The sequence below is a fragment of the Halalkalibacterium halodurans genome (assembly GCF_005671335.1).
GTDB lineage: Bacteria > Bacillota > Bacilli > Bacillales > Bacillaceae_D > Halalkalibacterium > Halalkalibacterium halodurans.
Map to the genome: position 1 here is coordinate 934,130 of NZ_CP040441.1, position 20,229 is coordinate 954,358.

21 protein-coding genes are annotated in these 20,229 nt (G+C 43.9%); 16 read left to right on the forward strand and 5 right to left on the reverse strand.

Annotation, left to right across the window (positions count from 1 at the left end):
- Positions 1-57 precede the first annotated feature (57 nt).
- Together FED51_RS04510 and FED51_RS04515 are read right to left on the reverse strand one after the other, a co-directional pair.
- Complete coding sequence (locus tag FED51_RS04510; RefSeq protein ID WP_053432553.1) at positions 58-504, reverse strand: VOC family protein; 447 nt, start codon at positions 502-504, stop codon at positions 58-60.
- 69 nt (positions 505-573) lie between these two features.
- Positions 574-1,359: a helix-turn-helix domain-containing protein gene (locus FED51_RS04515; RefSeq protein ID WP_053432554.1), complete on the reverse strand. Its 786-nt coding sequence runs from the start codon at positions 1,357-1,359 to the stop codon at positions 574-576.
- Positions 1,360-1,498: 139 nt separating this feature from the next.
- Between FED51_RS04515 and FED51_RS04520 the strand changes: the two genes are divergently transcribed.
- The 8 genes from FED51_RS04520 (at position 1,499) to FED51_RS04555 (ending at position 8,820) form a co-directional block, all read left to right on the forward strand.
- Positions 1,499-1,903 (forward strand): thiol-disulfide oxidoreductase DCC family protein, encoded by a 405-nt coding sequence (locus tag FED51_RS04520; RefSeq protein WP_083445684.1) that lies wholly within the window; start codon positions 1,499-1,501, stop codon positions 1,901-1,903.
- 24 nt (positions 1,904-1,927) lie between these two features.
- Positions 1,928-2,668 (forward strand): hypothetical protein, encoded by a 741-nt coding sequence (locus tag FED51_RS04525; RefSeq protein ID WP_041820312.1) that lies wholly within the window; start codon positions 1,928-1,930, stop codon positions 2,666-2,668.
- Between the two features lie 79 nt (positions 2,669-2,747).
- On the forward strand, positions 2,748-3,074 hold the full coding sequence (locus FED51_RS04530) for a hypothetical protein (RefSeq protein ID WP_053432555.1): 327 nt from the start codon (positions 2,748-2,750) through the stop codon (positions 3,072-3,074).
- A gap of 310 nt (positions 3,075-3,384) precedes the next feature.
- Positions 3,385-4,470 carry a S8 family peptidase gene (locus FED51_RS04535; RefSeq protein ID WP_053432556.1) on the forward strand — a complete coding sequence of 362 codons (1,086 nt, stop codon included), beginning with the start codon at positions 3,385-3,387 and terminating at the stop codon, positions 4,468-4,470.
- A gap of 391 nt (positions 4,471-4,861) precedes the next feature.
- Positions 4,862-5,710 carry a polysaccharide deacetylase family protein gene (locus tag FED51_RS04540; RefSeq protein ID WP_053432557.1) on the forward strand — a complete coding sequence of 283 codons (849 nt, stop codon included), beginning with the start codon at positions 4,862-4,864 and terminating at the stop codon, positions 5,708-5,710.
- A gap of 224 nt (positions 5,711-5,934) precedes the next feature.
- Positions 5,935-6,906, forward strand: a complete 972-nt coding sequence (locus FED51_RS04545) for a bile acid:sodium symporter family protein (RefSeq protein WP_010897031.1) — start codon at positions 5,935-5,937, stop codon at positions 6,904-6,906.
- Positions 6,907-6,928: 22 nt separating this feature from the next.
- Positions 6,929-7,300, forward strand: a complete 372-nt coding sequence (locus tag FED51_RS04550; protein ID WP_053432558.1) for a DnaJ family domain-containing protein — start codon at positions 6,929-6,931, stop codon at positions 7,298-7,300.
- Positions 7,301-7,443: 143 nt separating this feature from the next.
- Positions 7,444-8,820 carry an MATE family efflux transporter gene (locus FED51_RS04555; protein ID WP_010897033.1) on the forward strand — a complete coding sequence of 459 codons (1,377 nt, stop codon included), beginning with the start codon at positions 7,444-7,446 and terminating at the stop codon, positions 8,818-8,820.
- Here the strand turns inward: FED51_RS04555 and FED51_RS04560 are convergent.
- Positions 8,817-9,080, reverse strand: a complete 264-nt coding sequence (locus tag FED51_RS04560; protein ID WP_010897034.1) for a hypothetical protein — start codon at positions 9,078-9,080, stop codon at positions 8,817-8,819. The two genes, FED51_RS04555 and FED51_RS04560, sit on opposite strands and share 4 nt — an antisense overlap.
- 90 nt (positions 9,081-9,170) lie before the next feature.
- Positions 9,171-9,308: a hypothetical protein gene (locus FED51_RS21020; protein ID WP_010897035.1), complete on the reverse strand. Its 138-nt coding sequence runs from the start codon at positions 9,306-9,308 to the stop codon at positions 9,171-9,173.
- An 86-nt stretch (positions 9,309-9,394) separates the two neighbouring features.
- Here FED51_RS21020 and rnhA point away from each other — a divergent pair, with 86 nt between their 5' ends.
- The 5 genes from rnhA (at position 9,395) to FED51_RS04585 (ending at position 16,132) form a co-directional block, all read left to right on the forward strand.
- Complete coding sequence (rnhA, locus tag FED51_RS04565; protein ID WP_010897036.1) at positions 9,395-9,985, forward strand: ribonuclease H; 591 nt, start codon at positions 9,395-9,397, stop codon at positions 9,983-9,985.
- A 401-nt stretch (positions 9,986-10,386) separates the two neighbouring features.
- Positions 10,387-11,037, forward strand: coding sequence for a hypothetical protein (locus FED51_RS04570; RefSeq protein WP_053432559.1), 651 nt, complete (start codon positions 10,387-10,389; stop codon positions 11,035-11,037).
- Positions 11,038-11,061: 24 nt separating this feature from the next.
- Entirely contained in the window at positions 11,062-12,420 is a 1,359-nt protein-coding gene (locus FED51_RS04575) for an aldehyde dehydrogenase (protein WP_053432560.1), read from the forward strand.
- A 331-nt stretch (positions 12,421-12,751) separates the two neighbouring features.
- Entirely contained in the window at positions 12,752-14,293 is a 1,542-nt protein-coding gene (locus tag FED51_RS04580; RefSeq protein WP_053432561.1) for an AbgT family transporter, read from the forward strand.
- A gap of 228 nt (positions 14,294-14,521) precedes the next feature.
- Entirely contained in the window at positions 14,522-16,132 is a 1,611-nt protein-coding gene (locus tag FED51_RS04585; RefSeq protein WP_053432618.1) for a gamma-glutamyltransferase family protein, read from the forward strand.
- Positions 16,133-16,248: 116 nt separating this feature from the next.
- On the opposite strand, the gene FED51_RS04590 is transcribed toward FED51_RS04585, so the two are convergent.
- Entirely contained in the window at positions 16,249-16,698 is a 450-nt protein-coding gene (locus FED51_RS04590; RefSeq protein WP_010897041.1) for an Lrp/AsnC family transcriptional regulator, read from the reverse strand.
- A gap of 95 nt (positions 16,699-16,793) precedes the next feature.
- Between FED51_RS04590 and FED51_RS04595 the strand changes: the two genes are divergently transcribed.
- The 3 genes from FED51_RS04595 to FED51_RS04605 all read left to right on the forward strand — a co-directional run bounded on the left by FED51_RS04595 (position 16,794) and on the right by FED51_RS04605 (position 19,866).
- Positions 16,794-17,378, forward strand: a complete 585-nt coding sequence (locus FED51_RS04595; protein WP_010897042.1) for a chromate transporter — start codon at positions 16,794-16,796, stop codon at positions 17,376-17,378.
- A 10-nt stretch (positions 17,379-17,388) separates the two neighbouring features.
- Positions 17,389-17,925 carry a chromate transporter gene (locus FED51_RS04600; RefSeq protein ID WP_053432562.1) on the forward strand — a complete coding sequence of 179 codons (537 nt, stop codon included), beginning with the start codon at positions 17,389-17,391 and terminating at the stop codon, positions 17,923-17,925.
- Between the two features lie 171 nt (positions 17,926-18,096).
- Positions 18,097-19,866: a M3 family oligoendopeptidase gene (locus FED51_RS04605; RefSeq protein ID WP_053432563.1), complete on the forward strand. Its 1,770-nt coding sequence runs from the start codon at positions 18,097-18,099 to the stop codon at positions 19,864-19,866.
- The last annotated feature ends 363 nt before the right edge of the window (positions 19,867-20,229 follow it).

Consider the following 20,229-nt stretch of genomic DNA (forward strand, 5'->3'; position numbering starts at 1 on the left):
GTTTTGATACCGAAGGAGGCTGACGTGATGCAGCTGGGGTGCATCTTGTGAACCAGTCTAGTTGGAGCTTTCCTCTTGTGTTGTTACGTGCCACGTGATACCAAACTTATCAATTACTTGACCATACAGTGGGCTGAAAAATGTTTTCTCAAGTGGAGCGATTTCTTTTCCACCTGAAGCTAATTTTTGAAAAACTTCCGTTGTCATTTCTACATTGTTCGTTGTCAGAGCGATAGTGACGGGAGATCCACTTTGCTGCGGAAAGCGTTCAGGATCAACATCAAGACATTGGTCAGATATCATCAGGTCCATCTCACCTAGCTTTAAATGAGCATGAAGGATCAGGTCTTTGTTTACAGATGCCATAGGAGAGTCTGGTTGCTCAGGTAAATCCCCATACGTTTGAATCATTATCACTTCCGCGTTTAATGCATCTTGATAAAATTCGATAGCAGCCTGCCCATCCCCATCTAACATCAAGTAAGGATTCATAGTTAAAATCATCAAATCACCTCTTTATGAATGATAGTGTCATTTTAGCAAGAATGTCAGTGCGTGATTTCTTCTTAATTGCTATGTTGCAATGCGCGCTTTTAAAAAATTTTTCATGAGCAGTGGTAGAGAAATTAAAATAGGTGGATCATCAAGTCGTGGTGTGTGGAGCGTCAGGGAGTATTCTAGGATGGAAGGGGACTCAGTCACGATGATCGGCTCTTTAATCCGTCCGCGTAGCGTTGTATAAGGTAGTAGGATATCTTTAGCCTGCATGGACCATGAAATGGATGTGGCCATTAAATAATAGATTCCGGGTTTGACACCGGTAAAAGAAAACGAACCTGTTGATAAAAGGATATTCCCATATAATGGTACACCCTCTGGGATAGGCTTGGAAAAGAGGCCAATTAAGATAAATCCTTCAAGCGGGGCCTCAGAATCGATCTTGCCTGTTACGGTAGAAAATGGCCTGATGGATTGTAAGGAAGAGTGCCAATCCGAAAGCATTTGTAAGGAATGGAGCGAATGATTCACTTGATTCATAGATTCGCGAAAGTGAGAAGGGCTCATGCCTACACATTTTGTAAATCGGGTCGTGAACGTGCCTAAGCTTTGTTGACCGATTTCAAGCCCGATGTCACGAACGGTTAAGTTTGTGTTTAGTAGCAACTCCTTGGCTTTTTGCAATCGAAGGGCAGAAACATAATAGAGAGGGGGAAGACCTGTTTTTTCTTTAAATAAACGGGAAAAATGATAACTGCTATAGCCTACATAGGAAGCGATATGAGAAAGGGAGAGCGGTTCATACAGGTGATTGTGGATGTACGAAATTGCTACATCTATTTCGTTGTAAGGTCCTGGCATCGACGTATCCCCCCTAAGAGCTTTTACATCCTGCTTCTATTATCCCATATAAACAGGATCACGCAACAGAACTTCCCTCCTTTGTCAAACGTTTGATGCAAGTAGAAGGTGGTATAATAAAGAGAGAGGGGGAAGAAGGATGAGGGATCAAATGTTGCCATCGATTATATTGTTTGACGGTGTTTGCAACTTTTGCAACTATTGGGTACAATTCATCATCAAACGAGACCCACAAGCTACGTTTCAATTTGCCTCCCTGCAATCTGAGGTCGGCCAAGAGCTGCTAGAGAAGCATTCCATCGATCGATCCACTGATTCGGTTGTCCTTATTATGGAAGGGCAAGCGTTTGTATGCTCAGATGCTGTCTTTAAGATTGTAGCGCAGCTAGACTCTCCGATTCGATGGTTAAAATGGGCGGTTATCTTTCCGCGCTTTTTGCGTGACTTTATCTATCGGATCGTGGCACGAAATCGCTACAAATGGTTTGGAAAGCGAGACGAATGCCAAATTCCAACAAAAGAACAACGAAGCCGTTTTTTATAAACTAGTACAAAAGCAGGTGATGAATTGAAGGGCACACGAGATGTTCAAGTGATCCCGTGGCAAGGGGAAGAACAAATAGTCGTGGCAACAGACGCATCGGGTGGAGTTGGAGAAAAGGCGAAAGATCATGTCCACGTTCCATATGAAGTGGTAAGTTACTACGCGGCTCGAGTGGCGTTACTTGAATGTATGAGTGTGGGGGCAACACCGTTTACCTTCCTTGTACAAAATTTTTCAGGGGACGAACCCTACCAAAAAATGATCGATGGAATCAACAGGGCGCTAGGAGAAGCAAACCAAGCCCAAGCCACAATTGCTGGTAGCACGGAATCGAATATGGTCTTAGAGCAATCATGCCTTGGCGTGACAGTGATTGGAAGGGTTCATCAATCAGCGCTTAAAATAGGCATTACTCCGAAAGACGCAGGAATTGCGTTATTAGGAAAGCCACTTGTTGGGGAGGAAGTAGTATCTCAGGAAAAGGATGTTTTCCCACTGAAGCAGTTCGATGAACTTCTACAGGAAGAAGGCGTCTATGAAATTATTCCTGTAGGCTCAAAAGGTGTGAAGTATGAGCTAGAGGTGTTAGCAGCCACGAATGAATGGAATACACTACAAGTTCCGGTAAATGGAAATGTGGATTTAACTAAATCGTCGGGTCCGGCTACATCGCTTCTGATCACATTTGATGGAACGATGGAAGCGTTGTTGAAGGCTAAATATTCTTCTTGGTGGACCACGTTAGCTTCCAAAATTTCGACATAGTTTCATTGTTCAGGATCAGTAGAAAACATGGTATGATAAAATATAAAGTGCAACAAGGTGCACAATGGAGGGAGATACGATGGGAACACAATCAATGGAAGTGTATTTCGAAGAGAAGCTTCTCGCGGCAAAAACACAGTTTGAACGAACCATCGATTGTAAGCATACAGAATTTGACGACCTTTATCCATATATGTCAGAGCAACCTCAATTTTTCTGGTATAAGCGATATGTTGCGTGGCAAGAGCTGTTGACAGTTGTCGGCATTGCTGCAGATTTAGAGATTGAGTGGAAAAAGCACTTTTTGACGAAGCAAGTCAGCTACATTGAAGCGAAAATTCTCGATGCGAAAGTTCTCGATGACTGGTATGAAACTGAAACGAAGGAAGAAGAAATCGAGCTATAGGGAGCGAACACGTCTGCATAGGATGCAGGCGTTTTTCTTTCAAGGAATAGTATTTGATAATACTTTAAAGTTGAGACTTGTTAAAGGGATAAGAAAAAAAACGATATATAAATATGTTTATCTAAGTGGGAAGTTTTGTAGAATAATGACGGTTATTGACCATAGGAAGTGGACAAACCACCAAAAATGGCAAATACAGACTCCTTTGCAATCTGCTAGATTGAATAATAAGAGATTTCTGAAATATCTGCTAGATCGAAAAGTATGTTATTTCTGAAATTTCTAAAATAAAAAGGAGGCTGAATGGTTTATGAGACAAAGTCTAAAAGTTATGGTTTTGTCAACAGTGGCATTGCTTTTCATGGCAAACCCAGCAGCAGCAAGCGAGGAGAAAAAGGAATATTTGATTGTCGTCGAACCTGAAGAAGTTTCTGCTCAGAGTGTCGAAGAAAGTTATGATGTGGACGTCATCCATGAATTTGAAGAGATTCCAGTCATTCATGCAGAACTAACTAAAAAAGAATTGAAAAAATTAAAGAAAGATCCGAACGTAAAAGCCATCGAAGAGAATGCAGAAGTAACCATCAGTCAAACGGTTCCTTGGGGAATTTCATTCATTAATACGCAGCAAGCGCACAACCGCGGTATTTTTGGTAACGGTGCTCGAGTCGCTGTCCTTGATACAGGAATTGCTTCACACCCAGACTTACGAATTGCAGGGGGAGCGAGCTTTATTTCAAGCGAGCCTTCCTATCATGACAATAACGGACACGGAACTCACGTGGCTGGTACAATCGCTGCGTTAAACAATTCAATCGGTGTGCTTGGTGTAGCACCATCGGCTGACTTGTACGCTGTGAAAGTTCTTGATCGGAATGGAAGTGGTTCGCTTGCTTCTGTAGCTCAAGGAATCGAATGGGCAATTAACAACAACATGCACATTATTAATATGAGCCTTGGAAGCACGAGTGGTTCTAGCACGTTAGAGTTAGCTGTCAACCGAGCAAACAATGCTGGTATTCTCTTAGTAGGGGCAGCAGGTAATACGGGTAGACAAGGAGTTAACTATCCTGCTAGATACTCTGGTGTTATGGCGGTTGCAGCAGTTGATCAAAATGGTCAACGCGCAAGCTTCTCTACGTATGGCCCAGAAATTGAAATTTCTGCACCTGGTGTCAACGTAAACAGCACGTACACAGGCAATCGTTACGTATCGCTTTCTGGAACATCTATGGCAACACCACACGTTGCTGGAGTTGCTGCACTTGTGAAGAGCAGATATCCTAGCTATACGAACAACCAAATTCGCCAGCGTATTAATCAAACAGCAACGTATCTAGGTTCTCCTAGCCTTTATGGCAATGGATTAGTACATGCTGGACGTGCAACACAATAAATGCACAATGAAAGGCTGAGACAAAACTAGCCAAATGTAATAAAAAAGTTCGGATCATCAAAATAAAATGATTCGAGCTTTTTTCTGTTTGCTTCATGGGCTCATCTGTTGTTTGATTGGCCTTGTGGTACCCTTTTTGTGGAACGTTTAACTAGACTGACGTTTCCAAGTTGATGGTCAAAATCACGAGACGCCTGCGGGAAAAGCAAGAGCTGAAATTCCATCGGGGCGATTTCCCCCGATTAGCTGAAGCCTTGCTCGCGGCAAGCGAGTGATTTTTGAAACAATCAACCCCATATAAATTAGCCTCTTTCGTATCGTTATTTATCGTGTATTTGGCCTCATTTGGGTATGATAGGAGGGAGATAAGGAAAAGGGGTCGACGATTGATATGAAACGACTAATTGGTTGTGTTTTACTTTTCTTGGGGGCAAGTTTATATGGATGTGGGGGTCAAGGGGAAGATCCTGAAACCATTGTGAGCGAAAAGCCAATAGAAGAATGGGACGACGAAGAGGAAGATGGTGGAGAGTGGACGGTACCTGACATCGATTTATCGAACTTTAGACACGATCCGACGGAATGGGGAGAAAACGTCACAGGCGTGAAAACAAAGCTGGATACGAAGGAGCAAGTAATCGCGTTAACGCTCGATGCTTGCGGTGGCCCGCACGGTAGTCAATTTGATGAGGAGCTACTGGCTTACTTACAAGAGAAGGAAATTCCAGCGACGCTGTTTGTAAACGAACGATGGATTGATGAAAATGAAGACGTGTTTCTTTCCCTGGCGAACAATCCTCTATTTCAAATTGAAAATCACGGGTCTGCTCATAAACCATTATCAGTTAATGGACGGAACGCATGGAACATCGAAGGGACTAAGTCTCCAGAGGAAGTAGTTAAAGAGATTACAAACAACCAACAACGGATTTATCAACTAACAGGCCGGTCGACGAGGCTGTTTCGTTCAGGCACAGCGTTTTATGATGAAGTGGCCGTTGAAATCGCCAATGCCCTCGGAGTAGAGGTCGTCAATTATTCTGTACTCGGAGATGCAGGTGCAACGTTTACAGCGGAGCAAGTAAAGGCAGCGTTACTGAACGCCGAGCCTGGGGCAATTGTGTTAATGCATATGAATCAGCCAGCGAGTGGAACGGCAGCAGGAGTAAAAGCAGCCATCCCGTTATTGATCGAAAAAGGGTATACCTTTGCTCGTTTAGATGAATACGACTTGACCTAACTCAGAGCTTATCGGGTTAGGTTTTTCACTTTAAGAAAGTTTACCTGCATCAACGGTTAAAGATTAAGGAAAAATGACTGCTTCCCAAAGTAAGAGTTGGCGGTAAGTTAACCTTTTCTAACAGATTCACTTCTTCCAAGATGAAGTGGTTGAAATGGAAAGGGAGGAAGAGGTAGAATAGTGGAAATATTGTATAAAAAACAAATGTATATGGGGAGAAGACGATGGAGATGTTAGCGAAAGTGAGTCAATTTTTCAGTAAATATTTTGCGTTTTTTGTGATCATCATTAGTTTTGTTGCTTTTTTATCACCAGATCATTTTACTTGGATCACTCCACACATTACGATTTTGCTTGGTGTGATCATGTTTGGGATGGGGCTGACATTGAAACTCAGTGACTTTCGTATTGTGTTGCAAAAGCCGATTCCTGTATTAGTCGGAGTGCTTGCACAATTTGTCATCATGCCCCTCGTAGCATTCGCTCTAGCCTATGCTTTTAACTTACCACCGGAGCTGGCGGCAGGCCTTGTTTTAGTCGGGGCATGTCCTGGTGGTACTGCTTCAAATGTAATGGTTTACCTTGCGAAAGGAAATGTTGCTGCATCGGTTGCGATGACGTCCGTTTCGACCATGCTTGCACCGATCGTAACCCCTTTTATTTTGCTTCTTTTAGCAGGGCAGTGGTTACCCATTGATGCTAAGGCGATGTTCGTATCTATTTTGCAAATGATCATTGTACCAATTGCTCTCGGTTTATTCGTACGAAAAATGGCTCCAAATGCCGTTGATAAGAGCACAGCCGTCTTACCGTTGGTCTCCATTGTAGCGATTATGGCGATCGTTTCAGCGGTTGTTGGCGCAAATCAAGCCAATTTAATGTCGGGCGCGGCCTTGCTGTTTTTAGCGGTGATGTTGCATAATGTTTTCGGGTTGTTGCTTGGCTATTTGACAGCGAAATTTGTTGGCTTGGATGAATCGACACGGCGGGCGATTTCGATTGAAGTTGGCATGCAAAACTCAGGCTTAGGAGCAGCATTGGCAGGTAATCATTTTTCACCGTTGGCCGCATTGCCGAGCGCGATCTTTTCTGTATGGCATAACATTTCAGGACCTGTCCTTGTGAGCATTTGGTCAAGGTCAGCGAAATCGGCTCAAAAGCGTCAATCAGATGCGGATATGAAAGTCGATCTTTAAACGAAAAAAGGTGGCGAGGAGTATGGATTTTGCTAGTCGTCTGGCAGAGGAACGAATCCAAAAGGCAATAAAGGAAGGAGCCTTTGATGATCTTGAAGGAAAAGGAAAGCCGTTGACGTTTGAAGAAGATCAAGGGGTTCCCGAGGAGCTTAGACTAAGCTATAAAATCTTAAAAAATGCTGGATTTGTCCCGAAGGAAGTAGAAGCCCAAAAGGAAATCATCCAGCTAAAGCAGTTAGTGGAAGCATGTGTTGATCCAGATGAAGAGGTGAAGTTGAAGAAAAAGCTCAGCGAAAAAACGCTCCGCTACAACCAACTTATGGAGCAACGAAAATGGAGTTCCTCAAGTAGCTTTCGTCGCTACCGCCACAAGTTAACAGAGCGTTTCTTTTAGTACTATAAATGGGCTCATGTGAAAAGACGCATGGGTTCTTTTTTCATGTTAAGTCCTTAGGATGACGAAACAAATTTTCTTCCATTTCCTAAAAAGCGTGATATAATCATTCGGGTAACCATTTACTAGCGGGGGTGAAACCGATGAAACCGACAGAAACATTACAAGAGAAAGGGAAGCTATTTCTCGTTGTGATGATGCCGATCTTAATTACGCAAATCGGGCTCTATGCAATGAATTTTTTTGATACGGTTATGTCGGGGCAAGCAGGTGCCAATGACTTGGCAGGGGTTGCGATTGGCTCTAGTTTGTGGGTTCCTGTATTCACTGGTTTAAATGGTGTTTTGCTAGCATTGACGCCAATCATTGCTCAAAGCATTGGCGCTGAAAAACGAGATGATGTTCCATATGTGTTTTTGCAAGGACTTTACTTATCGATAGCGATCTCTATCGCGGTGATTTTGATTGGGGCTGTCGTGCTCGATCCGATTTTGTCCGCGATGTCATTAGAAGATGAAGTTGGCCGAATTGCGAAGGAGTATTTAATCGGGCTCGCGTTTGGGATCGTGCCCCTTTTTATATATACAACCATTCGTTGTCTCATTGACTCCCTCGGGGAGACACGGGTGACGATGTTTATTACCCTTTTATCTCTACCAATCAATATCTTTTTTAACTATGTGTTGATTTTCGGAAAATTAGGGTTTCCCCGTTTAGGCGGTGTAGGAGCAGGCTACGCTTCGGCGATTACGTATTGGTTTATTTTAGCTGTCGCGATTGTAGTCGTTGTTAAAGTCCGTCCGTTTACCGATTTTCAACTGTTTAAGAAGCTGTACCACGTTTCGTTGAAAAAGTGGAAGGAAATATTGCTACTAGGGCTACCCATTGGGTTTACGATCTTTTTTGAGACGAGTATTTTTGCGGCCGTTACGCTGCTTATGAGTACGTTTGATACGGCAACGATCGCCGCCCATCAAGCCGCGGTTAATTTTGCGTCCTTTTTGTATATGATTCCGTTAAGTATTGCATTTACTTTAACGATCGCTGTCGGCTACGAAGTAGGAGCAAAGCGAGTGGAGGATGCGCGTCAATATAGCAGGCTCGGAATTACCTTTGCCTTGATCATGGGGCTTGTTGCTGGTGTCATTATTTATGTCCTACGTGCCCCCGTCGCTTCCTTGTACACGAATGATTCCCAAGTCGCTTGGCTTATTCAGCAGTTTTTGATCTACTCGATCTTTTTTCAATTATCGGATGCTCTAGCTACACCGATCCAAGGCGTGTTACGTGGACATAAGGATGTGAATGTTCCGTTTGTGATGGCGCTTGTGTCTTTTTGGATTATCGGACTACCGACCGGATATCTTTTAGCTAACTTTTCGCCACTCGGTCCGTATGGCTATTGGATCGGTCTCATTACAGGGCTGGCTTCATGTGCGATTGCGTTATCGTGGCGGCTAAAGCAAATGCAACGAAAATTCGAGCGAGCGGCACGATTAAGTCAAAACGGAAATAGCTAGCGTTCGTTCAACGTTATGTTTGCATCATGATGGCTGAAAACAGCAGAAATGGTTTCACCAATATCTTCTTCCAATTCGTCGTCTGTCGGTAGCTCGTCGTACGATTGGATGACCGTGAATGTACGTAAGCATACGAGATGGTATGGAAATGCCCGTTCATCTTCATCTTTCACAATCACGTACAGATGATCGTTTTCCGTAGAAACCATATCGCCTACTTGTGAGACTTGACGCTTTGGATTAATGTTGACATCCATCATTGTTCTCCTCCTTTTCTAGCAGTCTCTCCTTTATTACTAGATTGTATACGAGAGCCTGTGCCTTTATTCATATGAGGGCACAGGCTTTGGTTATTTTTTGCCTTTTGCGTTTGCTCGGTTTGAGCCGTTGTCCACCATTTCACTCGCAACGTTTTCATTAAACATGGATTCGGTCGGTGTCTTATTGTTTGTCATCGCTTTGTCTTTTTGCGGGGAACGTTTTTTCACAGTTGTCACCTCTTCCATTGTCAATTGACTTGATCATTGTTACTATTTGTAAATAGACAACGGTTATTCATAAATGAGGTGGAAAGATGGCAAAGTCAAAATACTATGTCGTATGGAATGGACGGAAGCCCGGCATTTATACGAGCTGGTCTGCATGTGAAGCTCAAGTAAAAGGATATACCGGCGCCAAATTTAAATCCTATCCTTCCAAGGAAGAAGCAGAGGCTGCTTTTAGAGGAGAAGAGGCAACACCGAAGCTTGCAAAAGAGGAGATTATTTGGGAGAGCCTGTCTGTAGATGTTGGCAGCCAAGGGAATCCCGGAATTGTGGAATATAAAGGCGTTGATACGAAAACGGGAGAAGTCCTTTTTGAACGAGAGCCGATTCCGATCGGGACAAACAATATGGGTGAGTTTCTCGCGATCGTTCACGGGCTTCGTTACCTTAAGGAACGGAACAGTCGTAAGCCGATCTATTCTGATTCCCAGACGGCAATCAAATGGGTGAAGGATAAAAAAGCAAAATCGACCCTCGTGCGCAATGAAGAAACAGCGCTTATTTGGAAGCTTGTAGATGAAGCGGAGGAGTGGCTAAACACTCATACATATGAAACGCCCATCTTAAAATGGCAGACCGATAAGTGGGGGGAAATTAAGGCCGATTACGGGAGAAAATAAGATAAGTAAAAATTAAAAGAAAAACGAAACGATTGATTTGGATAGTTGAATTTCAAAATGACGCGATTGTCATTCAAAAAACTAGCTAAACGGATTGAGATCAGGGTAGAGCGTTTGTCTACTCTGATTTTTTCATGCACTTTGAACTGGTTTCTGAAAATAAGGCTTTGCAATCGTCGAGCTTTCTTTAAGGGTGAAATGGAACATGAGATTACTTTTGTTCGTATAGAAGCTAGGGGCAGATCATCCAAAAGTACTAGCCGTCTGATTAGATGATTTTCATTTACAATATGAGGGGGCAGGAATAAAATGGACGAAGATGAGTTGAGGTTGTTAAGAGGATGAATTCTTAAAGCAAGTCAAATGAGTTCAGTGACAGAAGATAGGAGAGGTAGTACATAATGAACGCCGGAATCATTGTAGTTGTTCTGATCATTGGTATGATTGTTTTTATGTTTCGCGGGGTAAAAAATTTACGTAGAACAGGAATCATTAAGGAAGATTCCCCGATCTTAGATTTCGTATTTATTCTTCCGATCAGCTTTCAAGGTTTTGTTTTATATCCAGATCGTGCAAGTGTTATTTTTCATATTTGCCTGCTTCTTTTCGTAACCGTCCTTTTGATTATAAAAAGGTATCGAAGTGCTTTGTATGTTATTCCGAATGGTCAGCTAAATACCCTCCGTTCGCTAGTTCAAGAATGTCTCTTAAACTACGAGGACGATATTCGCCAAGAGGATGGTTATCGTGAAAGTTTACTCGGGAAGCCGGTCGAGCGTTATTTGCTGCCGTCGTCACGGGCATCGATCGATCTTGTATGGCATAAAGAAAAAGAGGAGATCCCACATTCGATCAAGCTTGTCATCAACCGACCTTTTCGTTTTTTGGCGCGACGCCCATTTTTATACGAATTAAGTGACCGAATCGAACCGATGCAACAGCAGGTCGGAAAAGTTTATCGCGGGGCCATTGTGGAATTGCTATTGGCTGGGGGGCTCCTCCTTTTACTTGTCTTTTTAGTCCAGCAAGGACACGTGCTATTTCTCAAGTAATCGAAAACTTTGGAGGTTGTTGTAATGAAGGAAAAAGTTCAAATGCAGCGGAGATATTTTCATACGAACGAAACAAAAGAGCTTTCATTTCGCATGAACATGTTAAAAAAACTAAAAAAAGCGCTCCTAGACTATGAAAACGAATTGCTTGCCGCCTTAAAAGAAGATTTAAATAAATCGACGTCAGAGGCGTTTTTAACGGAGCTTGGCCCCCTTTATCACGAGATCACGTTTATGTTAAAGCATTTACCGACTTGGATAAAGCGAAAAAAAGTGAAAACACCGCTGACCCACGTTGGCTCAAAAGGATACATCCATTATGAGCCTTATGGGGTCGTGCTCATTATCGCCCCATGGAACTACCCCTTGCAACTAGCGATTAATCCGCTGATCGGTGCTATTGCAGCAGGAAATTGTGCAATCGTGAAGCCATCTGAATTAACACCTGCTACTTCTGGCGTCATCACCGAGATGATCGAAAACACATTTCCTGAAGAATACGTTTGTTCAGTGGAAGGAGGAGTGGAAACGAGCCAAGCTCTTTTAGCGGAGAAGATGGACTATATCTTTTTCACAGGAAGTGTCGGTGTTGGGAAACATGTAATGAAAGCTGCTTCTCGTCATTTAACGCCTGTCACTTTAGAGCTTGGTGGCAAAAGCCCAGCGATTGTGTGCGAAGACGCGCAGATCGCTGTGACGGCGAAAAGAATGGCATGGGGGAAATTTTTGAATGCGGGACAAACGTGTGTTGCCCCAGATTATGTCCTCGTACATGACTCAAAAAAAGAGGACTTTTTAAAGGCGCTGCAAACAGAAATAAAAACGCTTTTTCAACGTAAGATCGACAGAGGCGACTATCCAACGATCGTCAGTGATCGTCATTTTGCGCGACTCATCCGATTTTTGCAAGACGGAGATGTGGTCAGCGGTGGGCAGCATGAGCGCAATAAACGGTTCATAGCCCCAACCGTTTTAACGAATGTTTCATGGGAAAGTCCAGTAATGGAGGATGAAATATTCGGCCCTATCCTACCGGTGTTTTCCTTTTCTGAACTAGATGAAGTGATTGAAAAAGTGCGTGAGAGGCCGCATCCCCTTGCCCTTTATCTGTTTACCGAATCAAAGGAAACAGAGGAGAAACTAATCCATTCTCTTTCCTTTGGTGGCGGATGTATTAATGATACAGTCATGCATTTAGCAACCCCGTATTTACCGTTTGGCGGCGTTGGTGAGAGTGGAATGGGTGCATACCATGGAGAAGAGAGCTTCTACACGTTCTCTCATCGGAAAAGTGTGTTAAAGCAACCAACAAGTGTGGATCTCCCGATTCGATACAAAGAGAGTAAGCTGTCATTGAAAATGCTGCGCAAGCTTTTCCAATAACAAGCCCAAGTTAAAAAAAGCATCTAGAGAGTCTGTTGACTCTGTGGATGCTTTTTTTAAGGAAGAAGTTTAACCAAAATGTATAGCGCAGGGGCTCTCAATCGGTTCTTAGGCTCTTGTCATTCTTTTTCTCGGTTGCTACTAATTCCTCAATTGGTATTTCCACGGACAACTTTAATAAACATGCAGGTTTTCTGCAATAAATGTAAAGAAATATAACGAAATATTTCAATTTTTATAAAAATTATATTGGATTTCATTTTTCATTCATTTATAATGGCGGAAATAGTAGGGAATTCGCCCATGAATAAGCATTGAAGGAGGAGATGTAATGAAACCTGCCCCACATGTAGAACTAAAGCCAAATCAGAGGGGAGTTTTTGTACGATTTTTAGATATCATCGAGAAATATGGTAATAAGCTTCCCGATCCGATTATGCTGTTTGTCATCATGGCTGTGCTTATTTTAATATGTTCCGCCATTTTTTCCGCATTAGGTACGTCAGCAGTCCACCCTGGCACAGGGGAAGAGATTGGGGTCGTCAATTTATTAAACGGAGAGGGATTCATTCTCATTCTTACGGAACTCGTCAACAATTTTACTAGTTTTCCGCCACTAGGGCTTGTGCTCGTTGTCATGCTAGGGGTTGGTGTAGCAGAATCGACAGGACTCCTTTCCGCTTTGATGAAAACGACCATTTTAAATGCACCGAGAAAACTCATATTACCGACAATTGTCCTCGTCGCTATGCTCGGAAATGCAGCGGCCGATGCGGCGATGGTTGTTTTACCACCGATTGTTGCGATGATCTTTATTGCCCTTGGACGGCACCCCCTCGCTGGACTAGCTGCCGCTTATGCTTCTGTTGCTGGTGGATTTAGCGCCAATTTAATTTTGAGCATGCTAGACCCGCTCGTGGCAGGGTTCACACAGACAGGAGCACAAATGATTGATCCTGATTATGTGGCCAATCCAGCGATGAACTACTATTTCCTTGTCGCCTCATGCCTCGTACTCGTTCCTGTTGCCGTATGGGTGACGACAAAAATTGTTGAGCCCCGTTTAGGTACTTACACTGGAGAGGTAGAAGAAATAACAGGGGTAACAAAAGAAGAGAAAAAGGGATTGCGTTGGGCAGGGATTTCCGTTGTCATTCTTGCTGTAGTCTTCTTGTTTTTAACGGTGCCAGAACAGGCTCTCTTGCGTGACCCTGAAACGGGATCATTGACCGTTTCTCCTTTTATGACTGGAATTGTTCCTATCATGATGGTGTTTTTCTTAGTGCCAGCCCTCGTGTATGGATTTGTTGCCAAGGTTTTCACGTCATCGAAGGACGTTGCGGACCATTTAGCGAAGTCAATGTCAAATATGGGCACCTATATTGTGATTGCCTTTGTCGCCGCGCAAATGATCGCCTTTTTTAATTGGAGTCAACTTGGTCCGATCGTGGCAATAAAAGGGGCGAACTTTTTACAAACGATTGGATTTACTGGTTTACCGTTGCTGCTTGGTTTTATCGTCATTGCCGCTCTCATCAACTTAATGGTGGCCAGCGCGTCAGCCAAATGGGCCATTCTTGCACCGGTGTTCGTCCCTATGTTCATGCTCCTTGAATACAGTCCAGCGTTTACGCAAGCGGCGTACCGTGTAGGAGATTCGATTACCAACCCGATTACACCGATGTTGCCATACTTTGCGATTGCTTTAACCTTCGCCAAAAAATATGATCCTAAAATCGGCATTGGTACGTTTATGTCTTCGCTTCTTCCGTATTCCATCGCCTTTGCTGTCATTTGGATTATCCTCTTTACTGTCTGGTATTTGCTTGGGCTTCCCCTTGGGCCAGGTGAATATATTCATTTACACACGTAATGCCAATGGATGCCTCCCATCGTAATGGAAAGTGGGAGGCTTTTTCTGCTTTTACCAGCGTTCCTATCATGCTTCTTTTCTTATAGCTTTACGATAGACTTACAAAAAAACATCATTTATAATAAAAAACATACATCATGTCATTATTAATGAACTATTAATGTACAAATGAAATTTTTTATCTGTTTTCTATTACTTTTTAAAAAGGGAGCTGGTCGTGTGAGTGTGATGTTTGACCCCCAATCGTATCCTTATCCATCACGGAGAAATGTCGTTTACGCCAAAAATGGAATGGTGGCCACCTCTCAGCCTCTTGCTGCACAAGCGGGGCTAGATATTCTAAAGGCAGGAGGGAATGCTATTGATGCAGCTATTGCCACTGCTACTGCCTTAACGGTGTTAGAGCCTACATCGAATGGAATCGGCTCTGATGCGTTCGCGCTCGTATGGACGAAAGGAAAGCTTCACGGTCTAAACGGAAGCGGCAGAGCACCAATGTCTTTAACGATGGAAGCGGTAAAGGCAAAAGGATATGAGCAGGAACTCCCCCCGTACGGTGTTATTCCTGTAACGGTACCTGGTGCACCAGGTGCTTGGGCGGAGCTAGCCAAAATGTATGGAAACTTGCCGCTTGCCGCTTCACTGGCTCCTGCGATTCGTTATGCGGAGGAAGGCTATCCTGTGACTCCGACACTTGCAAAGTATTGGAAAGCAGCCTATGACCGATTTAAAACAGAGTGGACTGACGACGTCTATCAACCATGGTTCGACACGTTCGCCCCTAAAGGAAGGGCACCGAGAGTTGGGGAAGTATGGCGCTCACAAGGTCATGCGGACACGCTGCGAAGTATCGCTGAGTCGAATGGGGAGTCATTTTACCGCGGGGAGTTAGCAGACCAAATTCATGCGTTTTTTGATAAGTATGGCGGGTATTTAACGAAGGACGATCTAGCATGTTATCGCCCAGAGTGGGTAGAGCCTATTTCCATTGACTACCGAGGCTACCGTGTGTGGGAAATCCCGCCAAATGGGCAAGGCCTTGTCGCATTAGAGGCTTTAAACATTGTGAAAGGGTTTGAATTTTATCATAAGGATACAGTGGACACGTATCATAAGCAGATTGAAGCGATGAAGCTTGCCTTCGTTGATGGGATGAAATATGTCACCGAGCCGAGCGATATGTCGGTTTCAGTTGAGCAATTGCTCTCAGATGAATACGCGACTGAGCGGAGGAAGGAAATCGGTGAGCAGGCGCTTACCCCTGAGCCGGGGACTCCACCTCGAGGGGGAACGGTATATTTAGCGACGGCTGATGGCGACGGAAATATGGTGTCATTCATTCAATCCAACTATATGGGCTTCGGTTCAGGTGTTGTTGTTCCAGGTACAGGGATCGCGATGCAAAATCGCGGTCACAATTTTTCACTTGATCCGAACCATGATAATGCGCTTAAGCCTGGAAAGCGTACATACCATACGATTATCCCAGGGTTTTTAACAAAAGATGATCAGCCGATTGGCCCGTTCGGTGTCATGGGTGGATTTATGCAGCCGCAAGGCCACATGCAAGTGATGATGAATACGATTGATTTTGGGTTAAATCCTCAGGCGGCGCTTGATGCTCCTCGTTGGCAATGGACAAACGGGAAACAGGTACAAGTGGAACCGACGTTTCCGGTCGATATTGCTCAGGCTCTTGTGCGAAAAGGACATAAGATTCAAGTTGTTCTAGATGAAGGTACGTTCGGACGAGGGCAAATCATTTGGCGTGACCCCACGACCGGTGTGTTAGCAGGGGGAACAGAACCGCGAACCGATGGGCAAGTGGCTGCGTGGTAATAATACTCACCGCTTGTTAAGCTGAACAAGTGGAAGGAGTCAACGTATTGATAGCCATTTAGGATGACTGTGGAGAAAGATAAAATCGCTGAACGACTCGTTCAGCGATACGTTTTCTAGAGTTTTAAGCCTGTACGGCTTTTAAAACGGCGCAATAAAATGTGGCTTTCTACTCGGGTAATTCCTTGAAGAGCGTATAATTCTTCATTAATGAAATACTCAAGCTGGTCAAAATCCTCGACGAGTACGTGCATATGTAAGGTGCTCGGTCCAGTCATTTGATAACAGCTGGCGACCTTTGGATTTTCCGCTAAGGTTTCGGCTACTTTCACGAGAGAGGTTGGTTCACAATCCACTTCAAAGAAGGCAGAAACTTTTTTACCCACTTTATCGGAGTTAATGACAACGCTGAACTTTTCGATCACACCTGCTTCTTTTAACTGATGGATACGTTCGCGAATGGCCACTCGTGAAAGGCCTAATTCCTTTGCGATGTCCACATAGGACATGCGGCCATTTTCTGTTAAGAGCTCTAATATTTTTTGATCGGTTGCATCAATTTTCATCCATTTCACCAACTTACTTGGAGTCCTGTATTTATTATATTAAACGAATGGTTCGCTGTCATGTTGATTATGTAAAGAAGAAAAGGGGTAAGTGTATGGACTGGTCGTTACAACGCGATATTTTCATTGCTTTTTTCCGTTCGGGCATGCTTGGGTACGGAGGGGGGCCATCAACCATTCCCCTTGTCCATAAAGAGGTCGTCGAACGCTATAAGTGGATGACCGATGATGAATTTGCCGATGTTCTCGCGCTAGGAAATACATTGCCAGGGCCGATCAATACGAAAATGGCCGGATATATTGGCTATCGAATCGGGGGCTGGAGCGGTCTGGTAAACGGGGTGCTCGCGACCATTTTGCCAACCGTAGTCTTGTTGATTGGCTTGATCGGGCTCCTCAGCCAATTTCGAGAGTCCCGAGTCGTTCTAGGAATGACTCAAGCGGTAACCCCGGTCGTAGGCGTGATGTTACTCACGTTAACGTATTCGTTTTTTAAACAGTCAAAAAAGGGACTCGGCTGGACAGGGACATTGGTAATCGGAATCGTAAGCCTCGTTTTATATGAATGGGTTGGCGTCCATCCTGCGGTGATCATTGCAGGCTTGCTAATCTATGCCCTTGTCAGCCGAAGCGACAAATCGAAAACGAACCGAAAAGAAAAGCAGAAGCAAACGGTATAGGAGCGATCATATGATTTATTGGGAAATTTTCTTAGCTTTTTTTATTCCAAATATCGTCGGCTACGGAGGAGGGCCAGCATCGATTCCGCTCATCCAAATGGAGGTCGTCGATCGGTACGGGTGGATGACTGTCTCGGAGTTTGGTGAGCTGTTAGCGATTGGTAATGCCCTTCCCGGTCCAATTGCGACAAAAATGGCCGGATATATCGGATATGAAGTAGGCGGTGTGTTCGGGGCAACCATCGCGCTGTTTGCCACTGTCGCCCCATCGCTAATTGCCATGGTGTTTTTACTCGGCATTCTTTATAAGTTCAAAGATTCACCGAAAGTGAAAAAGATGACTTCATTCGTAAAGCCAACCATCGGTGTTCTTTTAGGGGTGCTCGCAATTGAATTTTTCGTTACCTCATGGGAAGGTGCTGGCACATGGCAAACGGTTCTATTGGCAGGTGGAAGCTTCCTGCTGATGGAAAAGTGGAAGGTGCACCCTGCTTTTGTCATTGCCGGTTCACTCCTTTATGGTGCCTTGTTTCTTGGGCATGTATAATCCTAAACCTTATTAAGCATGGGTGGCTTACCATTCATGCTTTTTTCTTATTCATTTCTTTTCATGAAGCTGCTTAAGAATAAGTAAATAGACATACAAATGGAAACGGGAAAAAGATTTTGCTACAGTGAAAATAGTACGGATATCGAAATAAATGGGAGGGGTGTGGACATGAAGTATCCACAAGTCTGGGATTTGGACACCTTTTTTAAAGGTGGCAGCCAATCAAGCGATTTTCAACACTTTGTCAAAGAAACCGAGGAGCTTGTCGATAAGCTTGTCGCTTCAACGAGCGCAAAAATGACTCTTGCACAATTGGTTAATGAACTTGTTAATGTGCAAAAGGTCATGCAGCGGCTACGACATGGGGCGGCATTTGTAAGCTGTTTAAAAGCACAAAATGTAAAGGATGAGCACGCTGTCCAATGGCAAGGTAAACTGAATGAATTACAGGCGAAGCTGCAAAACATATGGGTCGAACTTGAAGCTACGTTTGTCCGAATGGAGGATGGTGAATGGCAGGAGCTGTTGAACCATCCGCAGCTGTCGGATATTACTTTTTCATTAAATGAACGGCGGCAAGCGGCAGCAGAGAAGCTTGCACCAGAACAAGAAAAATTAGCGGCTCAACTAGCCGTTGACGGGTACCATGCTTGGGGAGAAGTATACAATCAAGCCGTTGGGCGAATGGAAATTCCGTTTGAAGAGGATGGAGAGACGAAGCGCCTTTCACCGGGGCAGCTTTCAAATCGGCTAAGCAGTAAAGATCGAAAAGTAAGAAAACGAGCATCTAAAGCCTATGCAGAAGCATGGAAAAAAGAAGCACCTTTGTTTGCCTCCACATTAAATCATCTTGCCGGATTTCGTTTAAACTTGTACCGTGCGAGGGGCTGGAACGATGTACTAAAAGAGCCGCTCTTGATCAATCGAATGAAGAGGAAAACACTTGATGCGATGTGGTCAGTCATTAACGAGAACAAGCCGAAATTTTATGAATTTATGGACCGAAAAGCCAAGCTGCTTGGTGTCGATAAATTAGCAATGCATGATATCCACGCGCCGCTGCCAAACGGTGGCAATGATAAAATAGCGTATGATGATGCGTGTGAACTGATTATCCGTCATTTTCGAAAAGTAAGCCCGAAATTAGCTCGTTTTACAGAAGGTGCGCTGCGTGATGGCTGGGTTGAAGCGGAGGATCGGCCAGGAAAACGTCCAGGAGGTTTTTGTACATCCTTCCCCCTCGCGAAACAGTCGCGCATTTTCATGACGTACAACGGAACGATGTCGAATGTGGCTACGCTTGCCCATGAGCTAGGCCATGCTTACCACGGATATTGCTTGAAAGACAAGGCACCGCTAGCTCAGCGGTATGCGATGAATGTAGCAGAAACAGCGTCCACATTTGCAGAAACCATTGTCGCAGATGCTCTCGTTCAAGAAGCAAAGACAGAAACGTTAAAACTTTCACTGTTAGAAAATAAGGTTAATCGAGCGATTGCTTTCATTATGAACATCCACGCTCGTTTTCTGTTTGAAACTCGTTTCTATGAAGCACGGAAACAAAAGCGGCTGTCCGTGAAAGAGCTTTGTGACCTTATGGAGGAAGCGCAGCGTGAAGCTTATGGCAACCAGCTTTCCAGCTACTCCCCAACCCTTTGGGCTCATAAACTTCATTTTCATATTACCGGCGTGCCATTTTATAATTTCCCATACACATTCGGGTACTTATTTTCGATCGGGATTTACCAGCTAGCCCTTGAGAAAGGCGCCTCATTTGAGGATGATTACATTGCGTTGCTTCAAGATACGGCAAGCATGACAGTAGAGGAGTTAGCGTTAAAACATGTAGGGGCTGATTTAACGAAACGTGATTTTTGGCAGTCTGCCATGGATTTAATTATTAAGGACGTAGATCTATTTTTAGAGATGACATCGTAAAGAGGCTGGAATAAGTAAGAAAAAAGGTTCGAATCATGTTATTTTGATGATCCGAACCTTTTTTCTGTTATATACGCATAACTAGACGACGTTTCCAAGTTGCTTGTCAAAATCACGAAACGCCTGCGGGAAAAGGAAGAGCTGAAGACCCATCGGGGCGATTTCCCCCGTTTAGCTGAAGCCTTGCCCGCGGCAAGCAAGTGGTTTTTGAAACAATCAGACCCATAAAAATAACTTTATCCCAGCCCCTTTGGTTTTAGCATAAGCAAACATAACCTAAGAGTGGATGAATATAAGATCACTATTGAGGGGATGTTTTTTCGGCGTTTGACCAACTTGTATATACAAGTTATACTTAAAGGG

What these genes read in the sequence shown, in the direction of transcription:
- FED51_RS04605 (WP_053432563.1), top strand. Translation starts at nt 18,097, where the DNA reads ATGAAGTATCCACAAGTCTGGGATTTGGACACCTTTTTTAAAGGTGGC.
- rnhA (WP_010897036.1), top strand. Translation starts at nt 9,395, where the DNA reads ATGGCAAAGTCAAAATACTATGTCGTATGGAATGGACGGAAGCCCGGC.
- FED51_RS04535 (WP_053432556.1), top strand. Translation starts at nt 3,385, where the DNA reads ATGAGACAAAGTCTAAAAGTTATGGTTTTGTCAACAGTGGCATTGCTT.
- FED51_RS04585 (WP_053432618.1), top strand. Translation starts at nt 14,522, where the DNA reads ATGTTTGACCCCCAATCGTATCCTTATCCATCACGGAGAAATGTCGTT.
- FED51_RS04580 (WP_053432561.1), top strand. Translation starts at nt 12,752, where the DNA reads ATGAAACCTGCCCCACATGTAGAACTAAAGCCAAATCAGAGGGGAGTT.
- FED51_RS04600 (WP_053432562.1), top strand. Translation starts at nt 17,389, where the DNA reads ATGATTTATTGGGAAATTTTCTTAGCTTTTTTTATTCCAAATATCGTC.
- FED51_RS04510 (WP_053432553.1), bottom strand. Translation starts at nt 504, where the DNA reads ATGATTTTAACTATGAATCCTTACTTGATGTTAGATGGGGATGGGCAG.
- FED51_RS04515 (WP_053432554.1), bottom strand. Translation starts at nt 1,359, where the DNA reads ATGCCAGGACCTTACAACGAAATAGATGTAGCAATTTCGTACATCCAC.
- FED51_RS04590 (WP_010897041.1), bottom strand. Translation starts at nt 16,698, where the DNA reads ATGAAAATTGATGCAACCGATCAAAAAATATTAGAGCTCTTAACAGAA.
- FED51_RS04540 (WP_053432557.1), top strand. Translation starts at nt 4,862, where the DNA reads ATGAAACGACTAATTGGTTGTGTTTTACTTTTCTTGGGGGCAAGTTTA.
- FED51_RS04530 (WP_053432555.1), top strand. Translation starts at nt 2,748, where the DNA reads ATGGGAACACAATCAATGGAAGTGTATTTCGAAGAGAAGCTTCTCGCG.
- FED51_RS04595 (WP_010897042.1), top strand. Translation starts at nt 16,794, where the DNA reads ATGGACTGGTCGTTACAACGCGATATTTTCATTGCTTTTTTCCGTTCG.
- FED51_RS04545 (WP_010897031.1), top strand. Translation starts at nt 5,935, where the DNA reads ATGGAGATGTTAGCGAAAGTGAGTCAATTTTTCAGTAAATATTTTGCG.
- FED51_RS04520 (WP_083445684.1), top strand. Translation starts at nt 1,499, where the DNA reads ATGAGGGATCAAATGTTGCCATCGATTATATTGTTTGACGGTGTTTGC.
- FED51_RS04570 (WP_053432559.1), top strand. Translation starts at nt 10,387, where the DNA reads ATGAACGCCGGAATCATTGTAGTTGTTCTGATCATTGGTATGATTGTT.
- FED51_RS04560 (WP_010897034.1), bottom strand. Translation starts at nt 9,080, where the DNA reads ATGATGGATGTCAACATTAATCCAAAGCGTCAAGTCTCACAAGTAGGC.
- FED51_RS04575 (WP_053432560.1), top strand. Translation starts at nt 11,062, where the DNA reads ATGAAGGAAAAAGTTCAAATGCAGCGGAGATATTTTCATACGAACGAA.
- FED51_RS04555 (WP_010897033.1), top strand. Translation starts at nt 7,444, where the DNA reads ATGAAACCGACAGAAACATTACAAGAGAAAGGGAAGCTATTTCTCGTT.
- FED51_RS04550 (WP_053432558.1), top strand. Translation starts at nt 6,929, where the DNA reads ATGGATTTTGCTAGTCGTCTGGCAGAGGAACGAATCCAAAAGGCAATA.